General features: G+C 67.4%; 13 protein-coding genes. 5 read left to right on the plus strand and 8 right to left on the minus strand.

Annotated elements, in window-relative coordinates; genetic code table 11:
* Positions 1-28: 28 nt before the first annotated feature.
* The gene (gene ppk2, locus F3J15_RS08595; RefSeq protein ID WP_166889755.1) at positions 29-979 is read right to left on the minus strand and encodes a polyphosphate kinase 2; all 951 of its coding nucleotides are present in this window, start codon (positions 977-979) and stop codon (positions 29-31) included.
* 89 nt (positions 980-1,068) lie between these two features.
* Positions 1,069-1,269: a hypothetical protein gene (locus F3J15_RS37725; protein ID WP_240160127.1), complete on the minus strand. Its 201-nt coding sequence runs from the start codon at positions 1,267-1,269 to the stop codon at positions 1,069-1,071.
* A gap of 167 nt (positions 1,270-1,436) precedes the next feature.
* Between F3J15_RS37725 and F3J15_RS38205 the strand changes: the two genes are divergently transcribed.
* Positions 1,437-1,862, plus strand: coding sequence for an ANTAR domain-containing protein (locus F3J15_RS38205; protein WP_345891505.1), 426 nt, complete (start codon positions 1,437-1,439; stop codon positions 1,860-1,862).
* Positions 1,863-1,884: 22 nt separating this feature from the next.
* Here F3J15_RS38205 and F3J15_RS08610 read toward each other — a convergent pair whose 3' ends face one another.
* Positions 1,885-2,334: a helix-turn-helix domain-containing protein gene (locus tag F3J15_RS08610; protein WP_069251376.1), complete on the minus strand. Its 450-nt coding sequence runs from the start codon at positions 2,332-2,334 to the stop codon at positions 1,885-1,887.
* A 353-nt stretch (positions 2,335-2,687) separates the two neighbouring features.
* Here F3J15_RS08610 and F3J15_RS08615 point away from each other — a divergent pair, with 353 nt between their 5' ends.
* Positions 2,688-3,611: an alpha/beta fold hydrolase gene (locus F3J15_RS08615; protein ID WP_166889845.1), complete on the plus strand. Its 924-nt coding sequence runs from the start codon at positions 2,688-2,690 to the stop codon at positions 3,609-3,611.
* A gap of 87 nt (positions 3,612-3,698) precedes the next feature.
* Here the strand turns inward: F3J15_RS08615 and ggt are convergent, their stop codons facing one another.
* Entirely contained in the window at positions 3,699-5,420 is a 1,722-nt protein-coding gene (gene ggt / locus F3J15_RS08620; RefSeq protein ID WP_069251374.1) for a gamma-glutamyltransferase, read from the minus strand.
* A 397-nt stretch (positions 5,421-5,817) separates the two neighbouring features.
* Here ggt and F3J15_RS08625 point away from each other — a divergent pair, with 397 nt between their 5' ends.
* From F3J15_RS08625 to F3J15_RS08635, 3 genes are all read left to right on the plus strand, one after another.
* Entirely contained in the window at positions 5,818-6,342 is a 525-nt protein-coding gene (locus tag F3J15_RS08625) for a metal-dependent hydrolase (protein WP_069251373.1), read from the plus strand.
* Between the two features lie 201 nt (positions 6,343-6,543).
* Positions 6,544-11,112, plus strand: a complete 4,569-nt coding sequence (locus F3J15_RS08630) for a DEAD/DEAH box helicase (protein ID WP_166889758.1) — start codon at positions 6,544-6,546, stop codon at positions 11,110-11,112.
* A gap of 135 nt (positions 11,113-11,247) precedes the next feature.
* Positions 11,248-12,522, plus strand: coding sequence for an amino acid permease (locus tag F3J15_RS08635; protein WP_069251371.1), 1,275 nt, complete (start codon positions 11,248-11,250; stop codon positions 12,520-12,522).
* A gap of 150 nt (positions 12,523-12,672) precedes the next feature.
* On the opposite strand, the gene F3J15_RS08640 is transcribed toward F3J15_RS08635, so the two are convergent.
* The 4 genes from F3J15_RS08640 to F3J15_RS08655 form a co-directional block, all read right to left on the minus strand.
* Positions 12,673-12,969, minus strand: coding sequence for an XRE family transcriptional regulator (locus tag F3J15_RS08640; protein WP_011658604.1), 297 nt, complete (start codon positions 12,967-12,969; stop codon positions 12,673-12,675).
* A 72-nt stretch (positions 12,970-13,041) separates the two neighbouring features.
* Positions 13,042-13,401 (minus strand): type II toxin-antitoxin system RelE/ParE family toxin, encoded by a 360-nt coding sequence (locus F3J15_RS08645; RefSeq protein ID WP_011355455.1) that lies wholly within the window; start codon positions 13,399-13,401, stop codon positions 13,042-13,044.
* Between the two features lie 110 nt (positions 13,402-13,511).
* A complete protein-coding gene (gene pcaQ / locus F3J15_RS08650; RefSeq protein ID WP_069251370.1) occupies positions 13,512-14,498 on the minus strand; it encodes a pca operon transcription factor PcaQ in 987 nt (328 codons plus the stop codon).
* An 84-nt stretch (positions 14,499-14,582) separates the two neighbouring features.
* Complete coding sequence (locus F3J15_RS08655; RefSeq protein WP_166889761.1) at positions 14,583-15,320, minus strand: helix-turn-helix transcriptional regulator; 738 nt, start codon at positions 15,318-15,320, stop codon at positions 14,583-14,585.
* Between the last annotated feature and the right edge of the window lie 90 nt (positions 15,321-15,410).

The raw sequence follows: 15,410 nt of genomic DNA on the forward strand, positions 1-15,410 counted from the left end.
TTCATCGCATCGAATCCGCGCCGGCCGCTCAGTAAGTGTCCGGCACGATCATGTTGTCCGGCACAGGTCGACGGATGTAATCCTCGTGATGCTCGCGCGGCGGCAGGTCGATCGGCGCGTGCGGCACCTCGTGATACGGCACTTGCTGCAGCAGGTGGTGAATGCAGTTCAGCCGTGCGCGCTTCTTGTCGACGGCCTGCACGACCCACCACGGCGCTTCCGGAATGTGGGTGCGCTGCAGCATCTCTTCCTTCGCGGCGGTGTAGGCTTCCCAGCGGCGGCGGCTCTCGAGATCCATCGGGCTCAGCTTCCACTGCTTGAGCGGATCCTGGATCCGGCTCTGGAAGCGCACTTCCTGCTCGTGATCGGTGATCGAGAACCAGTACTTGACGATCTGGATCCCGCTGCGCACCAGCATCTTCTCGAACTCGGGCACCGAACGGAAAAACTCCTCGTATTCGTCGTCGGTACAGAAGTTCATCACGCGCTCGACGCCCGCGCGGTTGTACCAGCTGCGGTCGAACAGCACGATCTCGCCGCCGGCCGGCAGATGCGCGACATAGCGCTGGAAATACCATTGCGTGCGTTCGCGGTTGTTCGGCGCCGGGAGCGCCGCCACGCGGCATACGCGCGGGTTCAGCCGCTGCGTGATGCGCTTGATCGCCCCGCCCTTGCCGGCCGCGTCGCGCCCCTCGAAAATGACGACGAGCCGGTGCCCGGTGCTCACGACCCAGTCCTGCAGCTTCACGAGTTCGCCCTGCAGGCGGAACAGTTCGCGGAAATATTGCTTGCGCGCCTCGCGGCGCTCCTGCGAAAACAGCAGGTCGTCGCTGTCGTCGAAGCGGCGATCGTCGAGCTCCATCTCGAGCTCTTCGTCGTAGGCGTCGACCAGATCCTCCTCGAAGCGGCGCTGGCGCGCTTCCATCGATTCCATATCGGTGCGGTCGTCGGTCTCGGTGCGGGTATCGTTGTCGCCCATGGGGCCTCCTTCCATCATTGACGCAGCCAAACTCCAACATTATCCCAGTGTCGCGGGTCAAATTCATGAAAAAAGGGCCGGCGCGCCGGTCAGAAGCGGAACGCGAGCAGCACGCTGGCCAGCACGGGGTTCGCGGAAATATCGAACGTGTTCGACGCGAGCTGCCGGTTCGGCTGGTCGATGTCCAGCGTAATCTTCGTCCGTAACGGGATATAGGTCACCATGCCGGTGATCCAGAACTGGCGCGTGATCTGGTAGCTCGCGCCGACGGTGAACACCGGCTCCCACACGCTCTTCACCTTTGCGGAGACATTGGTCTTGCCCGCCAGCAGCAGGTCGCCGCCGGCATCCCAGATGCGCTGGAACAGTGACGGGTCGAGCAGCAGCGACTGCAGGCTGCCGATGTCCGCGCCCGCCGCGAGCAGCCCGCCGAGCGACGCGAGCTTGCGTCGACCTCGTGATTCTCACGGTCAGGCCCGACCTGCTGCACCTGTCGATCCCGTGGCTGGAAGACGACGCACGGCCGCCGCTCATCGCGGTCACGACCTACGAAAGCCCGACGATCCTCGAACTGATGCTACGCATCGATGCGCAAAGCGGGGGGACGACGCCGGTGCGCTCGTTCGGCCGGTTGAGCGCGATGGCGCTCGCGTGTCACCAGAGCCGCCGGCATGACGAATACCGGCGTCGCATCGCGCAGCTCGAACAGCGCGTGATGTCCGCGCGCACGCTGCAGGAAGCGAAGACGCTGCTGATGCAGCACAACGCGATCAGCGAGGAAGAGGCCTACCAGCAGATCCGTTCGCAGGCGATGGAGCGGCGCATCTCGATCAACCAGCTCGCCGAGCAGGTCGTGCAGGCGCATGCGCTGCTGAAGCGGTAACTCAGCTGCGATCGGCCACGCGTCAATCCGGCGGCGGCAACACGACCGTGTCCTCCGGCCCGAGCACGCGCCCGTCCTGCGAACGTAGTTCGAGCTTCCTGACCGGCAACCCGCTCTTCCGGTCGACGAGCAGCACGTGCGCCTCGTCCGGTTCGAAGAAGAAATCCTCGCCCCACTGCCGCAGCGCGACGAGCAGCGGAAACAGGCCGCGCCCTTTCTCGGTCAGCACATATTCGTGATGCGCGCCGCCGTCCGCGGCCGGCACGATGTCCATGATCCCGTGCGCGACCAGGTTGCGCAGACGCGCGGCCAGGATGTTCTTGGCCAGCCCGAGATTCTTCTGGAATTCACCGAAGCGGCGCAGCCCGTCGAACGCATCGCGGACGATCAGCAGCGACCACCAGTCGCCGATCGCGTCCAGCGGGCGGGCAACGCCACAGGGGGAATCCTCGTGCGTGGTTCGTCTGTTCATCGATGCTTGGGGCGATGCCGTTCCCGGAGTGCGGGTAGAACGGCGGTCGTTTCCGGTGAAATGAATGGTTGCAATATAAAACTCATCGAGCGAAAGATCAATCGCGCGACGCCCGACTGTTCGCGATCGACGAACGGAATGGTCGATCCAGGCCATATTGGCACTTCAACGCCTATTTCCAGCCGATAAATTCCGGCACTCCTCCCTTCCGATGGGCATCACGCACCCACGCCTCGGTCATTCGGCGGTTATCCCGGCCATCTTTTAGGTTGCAAATTGAAACCGAATATCCTACGCTTCGACTCGGTTTCAACTTGAAACCAAACTGTCCGACTATCCGAAAGGAGCGTTCGATGATCCGGTCCGATGCCACGTTCGACGGCACCTTTCCATTCGCCCCGCATTTCGACGACGCATCCGGCTTCCGGATGCACTACGTGGACGAAGGTCCACACGACGGCGAAACCATCCTGTGCCTGCATGGCGAGCCCACTTGGGGTTATCTGTTCCGGCATCTGATTGCCGCGCTGCGTCCGACGCACCGCGTCGTCGCCCCCGATCACATGGGCTTCGGCAAAAGCGCGACGCCGCAGAACCGCAGCTACTGGCTACAGGACCACGTCGACAACCTGGAGCGCTTCGTGCTCGCGCGCGGTCTCGATCGCATCACGCTCGTGATGCACGACTTCGGCGGCCCGGTCGGCATGGGGCTGGCCGCGCGGCATCCGGATCGCATCCGGCGGATCGTGGCCGCGAACGGGCCGACGCCGTTCGGCCAGCCCGATCTGGTCGAGCGACTGAACGCGAACGGTCGCGATGCGCCGTGGTTCCAGTGGATCGCGCGCGCGGCGGCGGACGATACGCTGGAGACGGTGCTCGGTCAGCTCGGCTTCAATATCCTGAGCACGCTGAAGCTGAACGGGTTCGAAAATCACGCGGTTATCAACGACACGTGGATCGCCGCATATGGTGCGCCGTTCGCGCAGCCGGCCGACTGCGCCGGCGCAATCGGATGGGCCCGCGGATTTGCCGCCGGCGCGCACCGGTTCGAGGCGCCCGATGCGGCGGCACTGCGCGCGATACGCGAAAAGCCCGCGCTCGCGATCTGGGGAGACGCCGACCGAACGCTCGGCGCCGAACACTTCCTGCCGCTCTTCACGGCACTGTTTCCGTCCGCGCCCGTCGAACGGCTGGCGGGCGTCGGACACTACTGCTTCGAGGATGCGCCCGACGCCATCGCGGCACGCATCGCCGAATTCATCCGGACCACCGGTTGAGTGCGTTCCGCAGCCGGCGACACGACGCCCGGCTGCGGAACGCGGCGTGCGCATTCGCCTTCGCAACCGCGCACGCCCCACTTCACGTCAGTGAATGATCCGCGTCACGCCTCGCCCGCGCGGGTCAGCCATCGCCTCCGGCGTCTTGCCGTCGATCTTGATCACCTGGATGTCACCGCTGAAATCCTGCCCCTTCAGCGTATAGCCACGCGCCTCGATCTGCTTCGCGAGTTCGCCTTCGATCGGGTGGTACGGCTCCCAGAAGATCGTGTTCGGCGGCAGCAACTGGTGATGGAAGCGCATCGCGCCGACGGCCTCCTTCAACGGCATCTTGAAGTCGTAGATGTTGTTGATCACCTGGAAGATCGACGTGAAGATGCGCGAGCCGCCCGGCGTGCCGATCACGAGCGACACCTTGCCGTCCTTGGTCATGATCGTCGGCGACATCGACGACAGCGGGCGCTTCTTCGGTTCGATCGCGTTCGCGTCGCTGCCGACCACGCCGAACATGTTCGCGACGCCCGGCTTCGCGGAGAAGTCGTCCATCTCGTCGTTCAGCACGATGCCGGTGCCGTCGGCGATCACGCCCGAGCCGAAATAGCCGTTGACCGTGTACGTGTTCGACACCGCGTTGCCCCACTTGTCGACCACCGAGAAGTGCGTCGTTTCAGCCTTCTCCGGCATCGTCGTGCCGAGGCCCGGCTGCACGCTCTTCGTATCCGACGGCTCCTTCGGGTTGACTTCACCTGCCCGTTTCGCGATGTACGCGTCGTCGGTCAGCTGCGCGATCGGCACCTTGTAGAAATCCGGATCGCCGAGATACTGCGCACGATCGGCGAACACGCGCTTCTCGATTTCCGCGACGAGGTGGATGTACTGCGGCGAGTTGAGCTTCACGCCCTCGAAGTCCTGCTTGAGGTCGGCCTTCATCTTCAGCAGCTGCACGAGGCCGATGCCGCCCGAACTCGGAGGCGGCGCGGTGATCACGTCATAACCGTTCCACTTCGCCTGCACCGGCTGGCGCCACACCGCCCGGTACTGCGCGAGATCCTCGGTGGTGATCAGCCCGTTGCCGTCGCCGGTCTTCATCGACGCGGCGATCAGCTCGGCCGTCTTGCCCTTGTAGAAACCTTCCGCGCCGTCGTTCGCGACGCGCGTGAGCACGTCGGCAAGATCCGGCTGCTTGAAGTTCACACCGGCCTTCAGCCCGGAGAAATACTTGTCGAAGTTGGTCTTGCCGCCGAACTCCTTCGATGCGTCGACGCCGCGCTGCGCGAGCTGCTCGTCGACGACGAAGCCGTCGCGCGCATAGTGGATCGCCGGCGCGAGCACCTGCTTCCACTTCAGCTTGCCGAAGCGCTTCTGCGCTTCCCACATGCCCGCGACCGTGCCCGGCACGCCGACCGCGCGCGGGCCGTACAGGCTCATGCCCTTGACGACGTTGCCGTCCTTGTCGAGATACATGTCCTTCGTCGCGGCGAGCGGCGCGCGCTCGCGATAGTCGATGAAGTACGGCTTGCCGTCCTTGTAGATCGTCATGAAGCCGCCGCCGCCGATGTTGCCGGCTTCCGGATACGTGACGGCGAGCGTGAATGCGATCGCGACGGCCGCGTCGATCGCGTTGCCGCCTTCCTTGAAGATCCGCTCCGCGGCATCCGCGCTGTACTTGTCGGCCACCGCAACGGCCGAACTCGTCAGGACGGCCGGCTGCGGCCCCTTCGCATAGACGGGCGCGTTCGGCAGGAAACCGATGCCGGCCACCGTCGCGAGCACGACAGCGGATGATTTGAAGCGATTCAGCGTAGTCATTGCATGTCCCCCATGTGGATCTCCTTCAGGCAGGAAAAGCACCTGTTCCGCTCATGGCCGCTGGCGCGCCGACGGCCACATCCGGTTTCGTAGTATAGGGGGACAAAAAGGGTCGAACACGTGACGTGCAACGAAAGCGTATTCGTCATATGCGCAAGGTCATGTCGAGGCTTCCGAACAGGGATACGGATCGGTCGAAATTGCACGCGGACACGTCATCACGCAACGCACAAAAAACCGAAAGTTGCGAACCGCGCGGAAAGCCACGCGGCACGTGCAAAAAAATCCGCAAACGTCCCTCCCGCTGCATGGGCCGATCTGCGAAGATAGCGCCCCGCTTTCGCGGTGCATCATTTTTCGTGCACGCATCGCTTCACGTTTCTTCGTCTCGCTTCCTATGGCATCACACAATGCGCATCATGCGTCCGGCTTCGCGGCCGGTGTCGCCGCCGCCGTCCTCGTCGCACAAACCGGGGCAACCGGCCCGTGGCATTCGGGTCTGTTCGCCGCATTCGCGGCCGGCGTCGCGGGCGGCACCGCGCCCGACTGGCTCGAAGTCGCATGGTGGAGCCGCAAGCGCCGCCTGTGGATCACGCATCGCACCGTCACGCACTGGGGCATCGGCTGGATCGCGCTGCTGGCGCTCGGGTGGCACGGGCTCATCCATCATCCGCATCCGCTGTGGGCCGCGCCGCTGTTCGGCTTCGCATGCGGTGGCGTGATGCACCTGCTCGCCGACTGGCCGAACCCGCTCGGCGTGCCGTGGATCTGGCGGCGGCACTCGCTCAACCTGTGGAACAGCGGGCATTGCGACCTGATCGTCGTGGCCGCCGCCTGGGGCGGCACGCTGTGGCTCGCGCAGTCGCTGTGGTCGCGTGCGCCGCTGCTCGAGCACTGGCTCGGCTGGCTGAATCGCGTTTAGTTGCAATTCGACGCAATTCGGCACGCGATCGGCGTGCCGACGCGCATGCAACTTTCCGTTCGTTGAAAGTGCGGTGACGGCCCCCATCTGAATTCGAATCGTCGCCACCCGTGCCCGGCACGCACGCGCGACGTCTGGCACACTGACGATTCGATTCGCAAGCGCGCCCTCCGCGCGCTTGCACCCCATTTCAACGCTCCGATGGACGTCACCGCTACCCGCCCTGCCGCCAGTGCGCTCGACGTGTTCCACCCGGCCGTCGCCGCGTGGTTCCGGCGCACGTTCGCCGCGCCCACCGGCGCGCAGGCCCTCGCGTGGCCGCACATCAAGGCCGGCCGCTCGACGCTCGTGGCGGCACCGACCGGCTCCGGCAAGACGCTCACCGCCTTCCTGTGCGCGCTCGACGATCTGGTGCGCGATGCGCTGGCGCACGAAGGCACGCTGCCCGACGCGACGCTCGTCGTGTACGTATCGCCGCTGAAGGCGCTGTCGAACGACATCCACGTGAACCTCGATGCGCCGCTTGCCGGCATCGCCGAATCGCTCGCGCAACTCGGCCTGCCAGTGCCGGCGATCCGCACCGCCGTGCGCACCGGCGACACGACGCAGGCCGAGCGCGCCGCGCTGCGCAAGCGCGCGCCGCACATCCTCGTGACGACGCCCGAATCGCTGTACGTGCTGCTGTCGTCCACGTCGGGGCGGCAGATGCTGTCGAACGTGCGCTCGGTCATCGTCGACGAAATCCATGCGCTCGCATCATCGAAGCGCGGCAGCCATCTCGCGTTGTCGCTCGAACGTCTCGACGCGCTGGCCGGCCATGCGCTGCCGCGCATCGGGCTGTCGGCGACGCAAAAGCCGATCGACGCGGTCGCGCGCTTCCTGGTCGGCGGCCCGGCTGACGCGCCGCGCGACTGCACGATCGTCGACACCGGTCACACACGCGAGCGCGACCTCGCACTCGAACTGCCGAACGTGCCGCTCGAACCCGTGATGGCAACCGACGTGTGGGAACAGGTGTACGACCGCATCGCCGGCCTCGCGGCCGCGCATCGCACGACGCTGGTGTTCGTCAACACACGGCGCACCGCCGAGCGCATGGCGCGCCATCTCGCCGACCGGCTCGGCAAGGAAGCGATCGCCGCGCATCACGGCAGTCTCGCGAAGGAGCACCGCTTCGACGCCGAGCAGCGCCTGAAGCGCGGCGAGCTGAAGCTGCTCGTCGCCACCGCGTCGCTCGAACTCGGTATCGATATCGGCGACGTCGATCTCGTCTGCCAGGTCGGCTCGCCGCGCGGGATCGCCCCGTTCCTGCAGCGTGTCGGCCGCTCGGGGCACCATGTCGGCGGCGTGCCGAAGGGCCGGCTGTTCCCGCTGTCGCGTGACGAACTCGTCGAATGCGCGGCGCTGCTCGATTGCGTGCAGCGCGGCGAGCTCGACACGCTGCGCATTCCCGAAGCGCCGCTCGACGTGCTCGCGCAGCAGATCGTCGCCGAAGTGGCGTGCACGGAATGGCAGGAAGACGCGCTGTATGCGAGCTTCACGCGCGCGGCGCCGTACGCGCGGCTGACGCGCGAGCGCTTCGACGAAGTGATGAAGATGCTCGCCGAAGGCTTCACGAGCCGGCGCGGCGTGCGCGGCGCGTACCTGCATCGCGACGTGGTCGGCGGCACCGTGCGCGGGCGCCGCAACGCGATGATGACCGCCACCACGTCGGGCGGCACAATCCCCGACATGGCCGACTACGCGGTGCTCCTCGAACCGCAGGGTATCCAGGTCGGCACGGTCAACGAGGATTTCGCGATCGAGAGCCTGGCCGGCGACGTGTTCCAGCTGGGCAACCAGTCGTACCGGATCATTCGCGTGGAAACGGGCCGCGTGCGTGTCGAGGACGCGCAGGGCCAGTCGCCGAGCATTCCGTTCTGGCTCGGCGAGGGGCTCGGGCGCAGCGACGAGTTGTCGGCGGCCGTCGGCCGGCTGCGCGCGCGGCTCGACGGACTGTTCGCCGATGGCGACCGGCAGGCACAGGCCGATGCCGGTGAACGCGCTGACGTCGATACCGGCGGGAAGACCGCGACTGCAGTCAAGGCTGCGCCCCAAGCCAAGGCCAAGATCGGCGCAAAATCGACGCCACGCGTCGAAGCCGAAGCCGAAGCCGAAGCCGAAGCCGAAGCCGAAGCCGAAGCCGTGATCAGTGTGCGAAACAGCATCGCCCCTGCCAGCCCGGCCAGCGGCCGCCTCGCGCCGGCATTGCGCTGGCTAATCGACGATCTGCACCTGTCGCCCGACGCCGCGCACCAGATCGCCGACTATCTCGCGCGCACGCGCGCCGCGCTCGGCGCGCTGCCGACGCAGGACACGCTCGTGATGGAGCGCTTCTTCGACGAATCGGGCGGCACGCAGCTCGTGATCCATTCGCCGTTCGGCAGCCGCATCAACCGCGCGTGGGGGCTCGCGCTGCGCAAGCGCTTCTGCCGCAGTTTCAACTTCGAACTGCAGGCAGCCGCGACCGACGACGCGATCATCCTGTCGCTGTCGCTCGCGCACAGCTTCGCGCTCGACGAAGTGTGGCGCTACTTGCGTTCGGCCAGCGCCGAGCACGTGCTGGTGCAGGCCCTGCTCGACGCGCCGATGTTCGGCGTGCGCTGGCGCTGGAACGCGACGACCGCGCTTGCATTGCCGCGCTTCACCGGCGGCAAGCGCACCGCGCCGCAACTGCAGCGGATGAAGAGCGACGATCTGCTCGCGACCGTGTTCCCCGATCAGGTCGCGTGCCTCGAGAACGTCGTCGGCGAGCGCGAGATTCCGCATCACCCGCTCGTCGACCAGACGCTCGACGACTGCCTGCACGATGCGATGGACACCGAGGGCTGGCTTGCGCTGCTGCGCCGGATCGAAAGCGGCGCGATCGAGCTCGTCGCGCGCGACCTGCCCGCGCCGTCGCCGCTCGCGGCCGAGATCCTGAACGCGAAACCCTACGCGTTCCTCGACGATGCACCGCTCGAGGAACGCCGCACGCAGGCCGTGCAGTCGCGCCGCTGGAGCGATCCCGAATCGGCCGACGATCTCGGCGCGCTCGACGCCGATGCGATCGATGCGGTGCGCGACGAAGCCTGGCCACTCGTGCGCGACGCCGACGAAATGCACGACGCGCTGCTCACGCTCGCGTGCATCGCCGATCGCGAAGCACGCGAACGCGAAGGCTGGCTCGACCGGCTCGCGGAACTCGCCGAACGCCGCCGTGCGACGAAACTCGTCGCGCCGGACGGCGCCGCGCTGTGGGTGCCGGTCGAACGACTCGTGTGCCTGCGTGCACTGCATCCCGACGCGCGCGTCGCGCCGGCGCTCAAGGTGCCGGCCGCCTGCGCGCAGCCGTGGGAAGCCGACGCCGCACTCGTCGACGTGATCCGCGCGCGGCTCACCGGCTTCGGGCCGCTTGCGCTCGACGCGATCGCGACACCGCTCGGGCTGCCGCCTGCGTCGATCGCGACGGCACTCGCGGCGCTGGAGCGCGAAGGCTATGTGATGCGCGGCCGGTTCACACCGGGCACGACGGTGGACGAATGGTGCGAACGCCATCTGCTTGCGCGCATTCATCGCTATACGGTGAAGCGCTTGCGCCGCGAGATCGAGCCGGTCGAGCGCGCCGATTTCATGCGCTTCCTGTTCCACTGGCAACACCTGACGCCCGACACGCGCGGCACGGGCCGCGATGCACTCGCGGCCGTGGTCGAACAGCTCGAAGGCTATGAGGCCGCGGCGAGCGCATGGGAAGACGCGCTACTGCCCGCGCGGCTCACCGACTACATGGCGGGCGGGCTCGACGAGCTGTGCCGCTCGGGCAAGCTCGTGTGGACGCGCATCGGCGCGCCGGCGCGCGCAGCCGGCACACCCGTGAAGACGACGCCGATCGTGCTGCTGCCGCGCCGCCACCTCTCGGCCTGGCAGGCGCTGCGCGATCCCGATGCGCAACCGGCGCTGTCCGCGCGGGCCACGCAGGTACGCGACGCCCTCGCCGCGCACGGCGCGATGTTCTTCGATGCGCTGCTCGACGACCTGCATATGCTGCCCGTCGAACTCGAACAGGCGCTCGGCGAACTCGTGTCGGCCGGCCTCGTGAATGCGGACAGCTACGCGGGCCTGCGTGCGCTGTTGAAGCCCGCCGTCAAGCGCAGCGCGACCTATGCGCCACGCACCCGGCGCGGCGGTGCGCTGATCGGTGGGATGGACGACGCGGGCCGCTGGGCGCTCGTGCAACGTCATGCGCCGCCGGACGACGACGCGCCCGCACCAAAACGCGGCCTCGCCACGACCGACCCCGACGCGCTCGAACACATCGCATGGACGCTGTTGCGCCGTTACGGCGTCGTGTTCTGGCGGCTGCTCGAACGCGAAGCCGACTGGCTGCCGAGCTGGCGCGAACTCGTGCGGGTACTGCAGCGCCTCGAAGCGCGCGGCGAGATTCGCGGCGGACGCTTCGTCGCCGGGCTCGCGGGCGAACAGTTCGCGCTGCCCGAAGCGATTCCGATCCTGCGCGAAATGCGGCGGCAACCAGGCGACGGACAGTACGTGTGCGTGACGGGCGCCGATCCGCTGAATCTTGCCGGCACGCTGCTGCCCGGTGACAAGGTGCCGGCGCTGGCCGGCAATCGCGTGCTGTTCCGCGACGGCGTGCCCGTTGCGTCGCTGGTTTCGGGAACGTTCCACTACGCACCCGAGCTGTCGCCCGCCGCGCGCGAGGATGCCCGCCTGCGGCTCGCACGCCACTGCTGACATCGGCTGACACGCAACACCGCACGGACTACTGATCGCCGGGCCGCGCGGCCGCCGTCGTTCGGGTAGCATCGAACGATTTTCCGCGCGGGCGCCCGCGCTCGAACACGACAAGACTTCCGGAGACTGCTGTCCATGCCCTCGCATGCCGATTCGCCCGCTGCTCATCACGCGGGCTCGCTGACCATTTTCCAGGGCGCCGCGCTCTATATCGGCGCCGTGCTCGGCACAGGCGTGATCGCGCTGCCCGCACTGGCCGCCGAGGTCGCGGGCCCGGCCTCGCTGCTCGCATGGGCCGCGCTGGTCGTGCTGTCCGGACCGCTCGCGGCCACCTTCGCCGCACTCGGCGCGCGCTATCCCGATGCAGGCGGCGTATCGACCTACGCGCGGCGCGCATTCGGGCCGAAAGCTGCGGCTATCGTCGGATGGTGTTTCTACTTCGCGGTACCAGCCGGCGCACCAGCCGCCGCGATGTTCGGTGGCGCATACGTCGCGGCCGTCACGGGCGGCGGGCAGACGACGGTCATCGTCACCGCTGCCGCGCTGATCGCGACCGTGTCGGCCGCGAATGCTTTCGGCGTCACCGTTTCGGGCCGCATGCAGCTCGTGTTGTCGGCACTGCTCGTCACGCTGCTGCTCGCCGCGGTGCTCGCCTCCGCGCCGCATGCGCGCACCGCGAACCTGCATCCGTTCGCGCCGCACGGCTGGCTCGCGGTCGGCCAGGCTGCCGCGCTGCTCGTGTGGAGTTTCGCCGGCTGGGAAGCGATCACGCATCTCGCGGCCGAATTCCGCCGGCCCGCACACGACATGCCGCGCTCGGCGGGAATCGCGGTCGTGGTGGTCGGGTTCCTGTATCTGTCGGTTGCTGCCGCGAGCGTGACGGTGCTCGGACCGTCCGCGGGTGGATCGGGTGCGCCGCTCGCCGAATTGATCGCGGGCGGCATCGGCGGCCATGCGCAGGTGCTGGCCGCCGCGGCCGCACTGTTGCTCACGCTCGGTACGATGAACGCGTATTTCGCGGGTGCGGCCAAGCTCGGCGCGGCGCTCGGACGCGACGGCGCATTGCCCGCATGGCTCGCGCAAGGCAGCCAGGTCGGCGGCGTGCCGCGCCGCAGCCTCGGCGTGATCGCCCTGCTCGCAGTGGTCGCACTGGCTGCGACGACGCTGTCGGACGTCGGGCCGAAGCCGCTCGTGCTCGTCACCTCCGGGTGCTTCGTGATGGTGTACGGGCTCGGCGCGGCCGCCGCGCTGAAACTGCTGCCGCGCGGCGGCATCGCGCACCGTTGTGCGTGGATTTCGCTGGTCGCGGTGGCCGGACTGTTCCTGACGACCGGCTGGTACATTCTGTGCCCGCTGCTGCTCGCGGGCGGGGCACTGCTCTATCTGCAGGTGGCCGGGCCTCGTCGGTGACCCGGCAGCTACGCGCCGGCCGACACTCGCCTGCTTGCGACGCCGCGCGGGCCGATCATCACCGAACCGCTGGCCGGATTGCCTGCCACTCCGCCGCACGCACCACGCGTAGGGCCGCCGCCTCGGCCGTCCGTCGATTCTTCGCGCCCGTCAGGCGGGCACCAGCTCGAAGCTGAGCCGTTTGCCGAGCGCGGTGGCCGCGCTCGCGAGCGTCGCCAGCGTGAGGCTCGTGTCGGTTTCGTCGAGCAGACGGTTGAGCGCGGCGCGGCTGGTTTTCATCCGCGCGGCCATCGCGGTTTTCGTGATGTGCTGCGCCTTCATTTCCTGCCCGATCTGCCAGGCGATCACGCGCTTGATCGCGGTGGCGGTGGCCGCTTCGAGATTGCCGTCCTCCTCGAGAAAGGTATCGAAATCGCTGCCGATATGCGGATTGTTCGTGGTCGTCATGGGTACTCCAGTGCATGGCGTTGCCGGCGGCCCGACCGTCGTAGACGGTGCGTTCCGGCGCAACCGGGGAATTCAGATGGCGCGCATCAGCGCTTTCAGGCGCGCGACGGTGACATCGAGATCATCCGACGGCGTGGCCCGCGACTGCTTGAAGAAGCCGTGCAGCAGGACCATCGTGTCGCCGACGACCGTAAACAGCACGCGGGCGCTTCGCCCCGGCAACATCACACGGATTTCCCACAGATCCTGCGCCATCTTCCGGACCAGCGGCATGCCGAGCGGCCAGCCGAGTTGAACGGTCTTGATCTCTTCGCCGATCGCCCTTCGCTCCGCTTGCCCGAGCGCCTTCAGCCATTCGCGCACCGGCTCGTTGCCACGGGCCGTCTGGAAGAACCGCACGCCGAGCGTGACCTGGATCTGCTGTCTCGTCATCGTCTTGACACCAATCGTACCAAAATCGGTACGATATGCCAAGCACCACGAGGCCGGCTACTGACCGGATGGCCAGTCCGGCAGCCGGGAACGGGGGGCGGCCCGGCGGCTCAATCGTCGCGACGAGCCGGCTTGCGCGCCGCGCGTGACGTCCCGCGTTCACGCGTCTCGCCGAACCGCGACCGCGCGATGTCGCGCACGGCGTCGATCAGCGTCCGCGCGACCGGCGACGGCTGCGCATCGGTGCGCAGCACCAGCCCGACCGGCTCGTCGGTGCCTGCCGACGGCAGCGGCAGGCGTGCCAGCGCCCCGGCCGACAGGTCATATTCGGCCGCATAGAGCGGCACGAACCAGACCGCGTCGTTCTCGAGCGCCAGCGCACGTGCGACCGACACCGACAACACCTCGATGAACGAATCCAGCGGCGGCACGCCGCAAGCGCCGAGCAGTTGCTCCGCCGACTGGCGGATCAGCGTGCCGAATGGCGGCAGCACGACCGGATAGCGCGCAAGCTCGGCCGCCGGCGCCGCATTCGAGAGCAGCGGATGCCCGGCGCGCACGACGGCGACGAGCGGCTCGTTGTACAACTGCTCGAACGCGAGCCCGATCATCCGCTCCGGCTCCGACAGCCGCCCGATCGCGCACTCGATCGCGCCGGACTTCAGGCGCTCGAGCAGATCGGCGTTCGCGGCCGTCGCGATCCGCACGACGACGCGCGGCCAGCGCTCGGCGAGCGCCTTCATCAGCGCGGGCGCGAGCGATGCCGCGACGGTCGGCAGCATGCCGATTTCCAGCGTCGCGGCGGCGGCCCCGCCTTCGCGCGCAAGCAGCCCGACACCTTGCCGCAGCGCCAGCACGCACGCGTTCGCGTGCGGCATGAACAGTTGCGCCTCGCGGGTCGGCTGCGCGCCCTGCCGGCCGCGCTCGAACAGCTTCACGCCGAGGATCGCCTCCAGCTCGGCGATCGTCTTCGAAACCGCCGGCTGCGTGATCGACAGGCTTTCGGCCGCCTTCTGCACGCCGCCCAACTGGGCGACCGCGAGAAAGCACTGCAGATGCCGGAATTTGACGCGGCCGTCGGCGATACGGTTATTCATAACGGGTGGTTATGCAATTGACGATGAAATGCCATTTTGCATAACTTTCTGGATAACCCCAAGCGCTCGACGATACGTCACGCGTCACGCGTTGCGCCGCAGTGCCTGGAAACCGGCCGGCTCCCACATCCGCTTCGCGATCAGCAAGCTTGTGCCGTGCTTCTGCGCGAGCGGTGCGGACGACGATTCCGCATGCAGCGCAGCCGCCTTGCTGCGCAGCCGGCGCAATTCCAGTTCGAGCTCGGCGGAGGCAGCCTCCGTCAGCATCCCCTGCGAGAACGTCATCGTCTCGCCTTCCCCGTCGAAGCGGCTGTCGAGGAAATCGCCGAGCGCGTGTGCATGGAAGTAACGGCGAATCGGCCCACCGGGCAGCCAGTCGAAGTCGCGCGCGACGCGCACGCGAATCCGGTCGCCCGGCAACAGCGCGACGACGTTCATCCGGTCGAGCATCAGCAGGTATTTCACGCACTCGGCCTTCGTCACCTGATAGGCCGACACGATGTCCTGCACCGTCCAGTAGTTGATCGCGCAGACGGCGACGAGCAGCAGTTTTTCGTCGGACACGAGCAGCGCCTCCTGCTGCTCGGTCAGCACGTGCAGCCTCGGCGCCGACGCGGACGCCTCCTGCACGAGCTCGGCCAGCGTATAGCCGAGCAGCTGAGCGATCTCCACGACGCGCTCCAGCGTGAACCGGCCGCTGGCGAACAGCCGCTTCACGCTGGTCTCGGAAACGTCGAGCGCACGCGCGACGTCGCGGTAGGTCATGCCCTGCGCCTTCAGCTGGCGCTTCAGCGTGTCGATGAGTTGGGCGGTTTCGGTCATTTTGGTATCGAAAAATGATGCTCCAGGTCAGATATTAGGCTACCTTCGCACACAGAAGAACACTTTCGGATACTTGTCTGCATAATCCGC

Origin of the sequence: Burkholderia sp. Ap-955 (assembly GCF_011753045.1) — a bacterium.
In the GTDB taxonomy this organism is placed as follows: domain Bacteria; phylum Pseudomonadota; class Gammaproteobacteria; order Burkholderiales; family Burkholderiaceae; genus Burkholderia; species Burkholderia lata_D.

Bases quoted from the DNA above. Each gene is read 5' to 3' on its own strand.
- ppk2 (WP_166889755.1), bottom strand. From the start codon at position 979: ATGGGCGACAACGATACCCGCACCGAGACCGACGACCGCACCGATATG.
- F3J15_RS08645 (WP_011355455.1), bottom strand. From the start codon at position 13,401: ATGACGAGACAGCAGATCCAGGTCACGCTCGGCGTGCGGTTCTTCCAG.
- F3J15_RS08635 (WP_069251371.1), top strand. From the start codon at position 11,248: ATGCCCTCGCATGCCGATTCGCCCGCTGCTCATCACGCGGGCTCGCTG.
- ggt (WP_069251374.1), bottom strand. From the start codon at position 5,420: ATGACTACGCTGAATCGCTTCAAATCATCCGCTGTCGTGCTCGCGACG.
- F3J15_RS08630 (WP_166889758.1), top strand. From the start codon at position 6,544: ATGGACGTCACCGCTACCCGCCCTGCCGCCAGTGCGCTCGACGTGTTC.
- F3J15_RS08655 (WP_166889761.1), bottom strand. From the start codon at position 15,320: ATGACCGAAACCGCCCAACTCATCGACACGCTGAAGCGCCAGCTGAAG.
- F3J15_RS08610 (WP_069251376.1), bottom strand. From the start codon at position 2,334: ATGAACAGACGAACCACGCACGAGGATTCCCCCTGTGGCGTTGCCCGC.
- F3J15_RS08640 (WP_011658604.1), bottom strand. From the start codon at position 12,969: ATGACGACCACGAACAATCCGCATATCGGCAGCGATTTCGATACCTTT.
- F3J15_RS08625 (WP_069251373.1), top strand. From the start codon at position 5,818: ATGGCATCACACAATGCGCATCATGCGTCCGGCTTCGCGGCCGGTGTC.
- F3J15_RS08615 (WP_166889845.1), top strand. From the start codon at position 2,688: ATGATCCGGTCCGATGCCACGTTCGACGGCACCTTTCCATTCGCCCCG.
- pcaQ (WP_069251370.1), bottom strand. From the start codon at position 14,498: ATGAATAACCGTATCGCCGACGGCCGCGTCAAATTCCGGCATCTGCAG.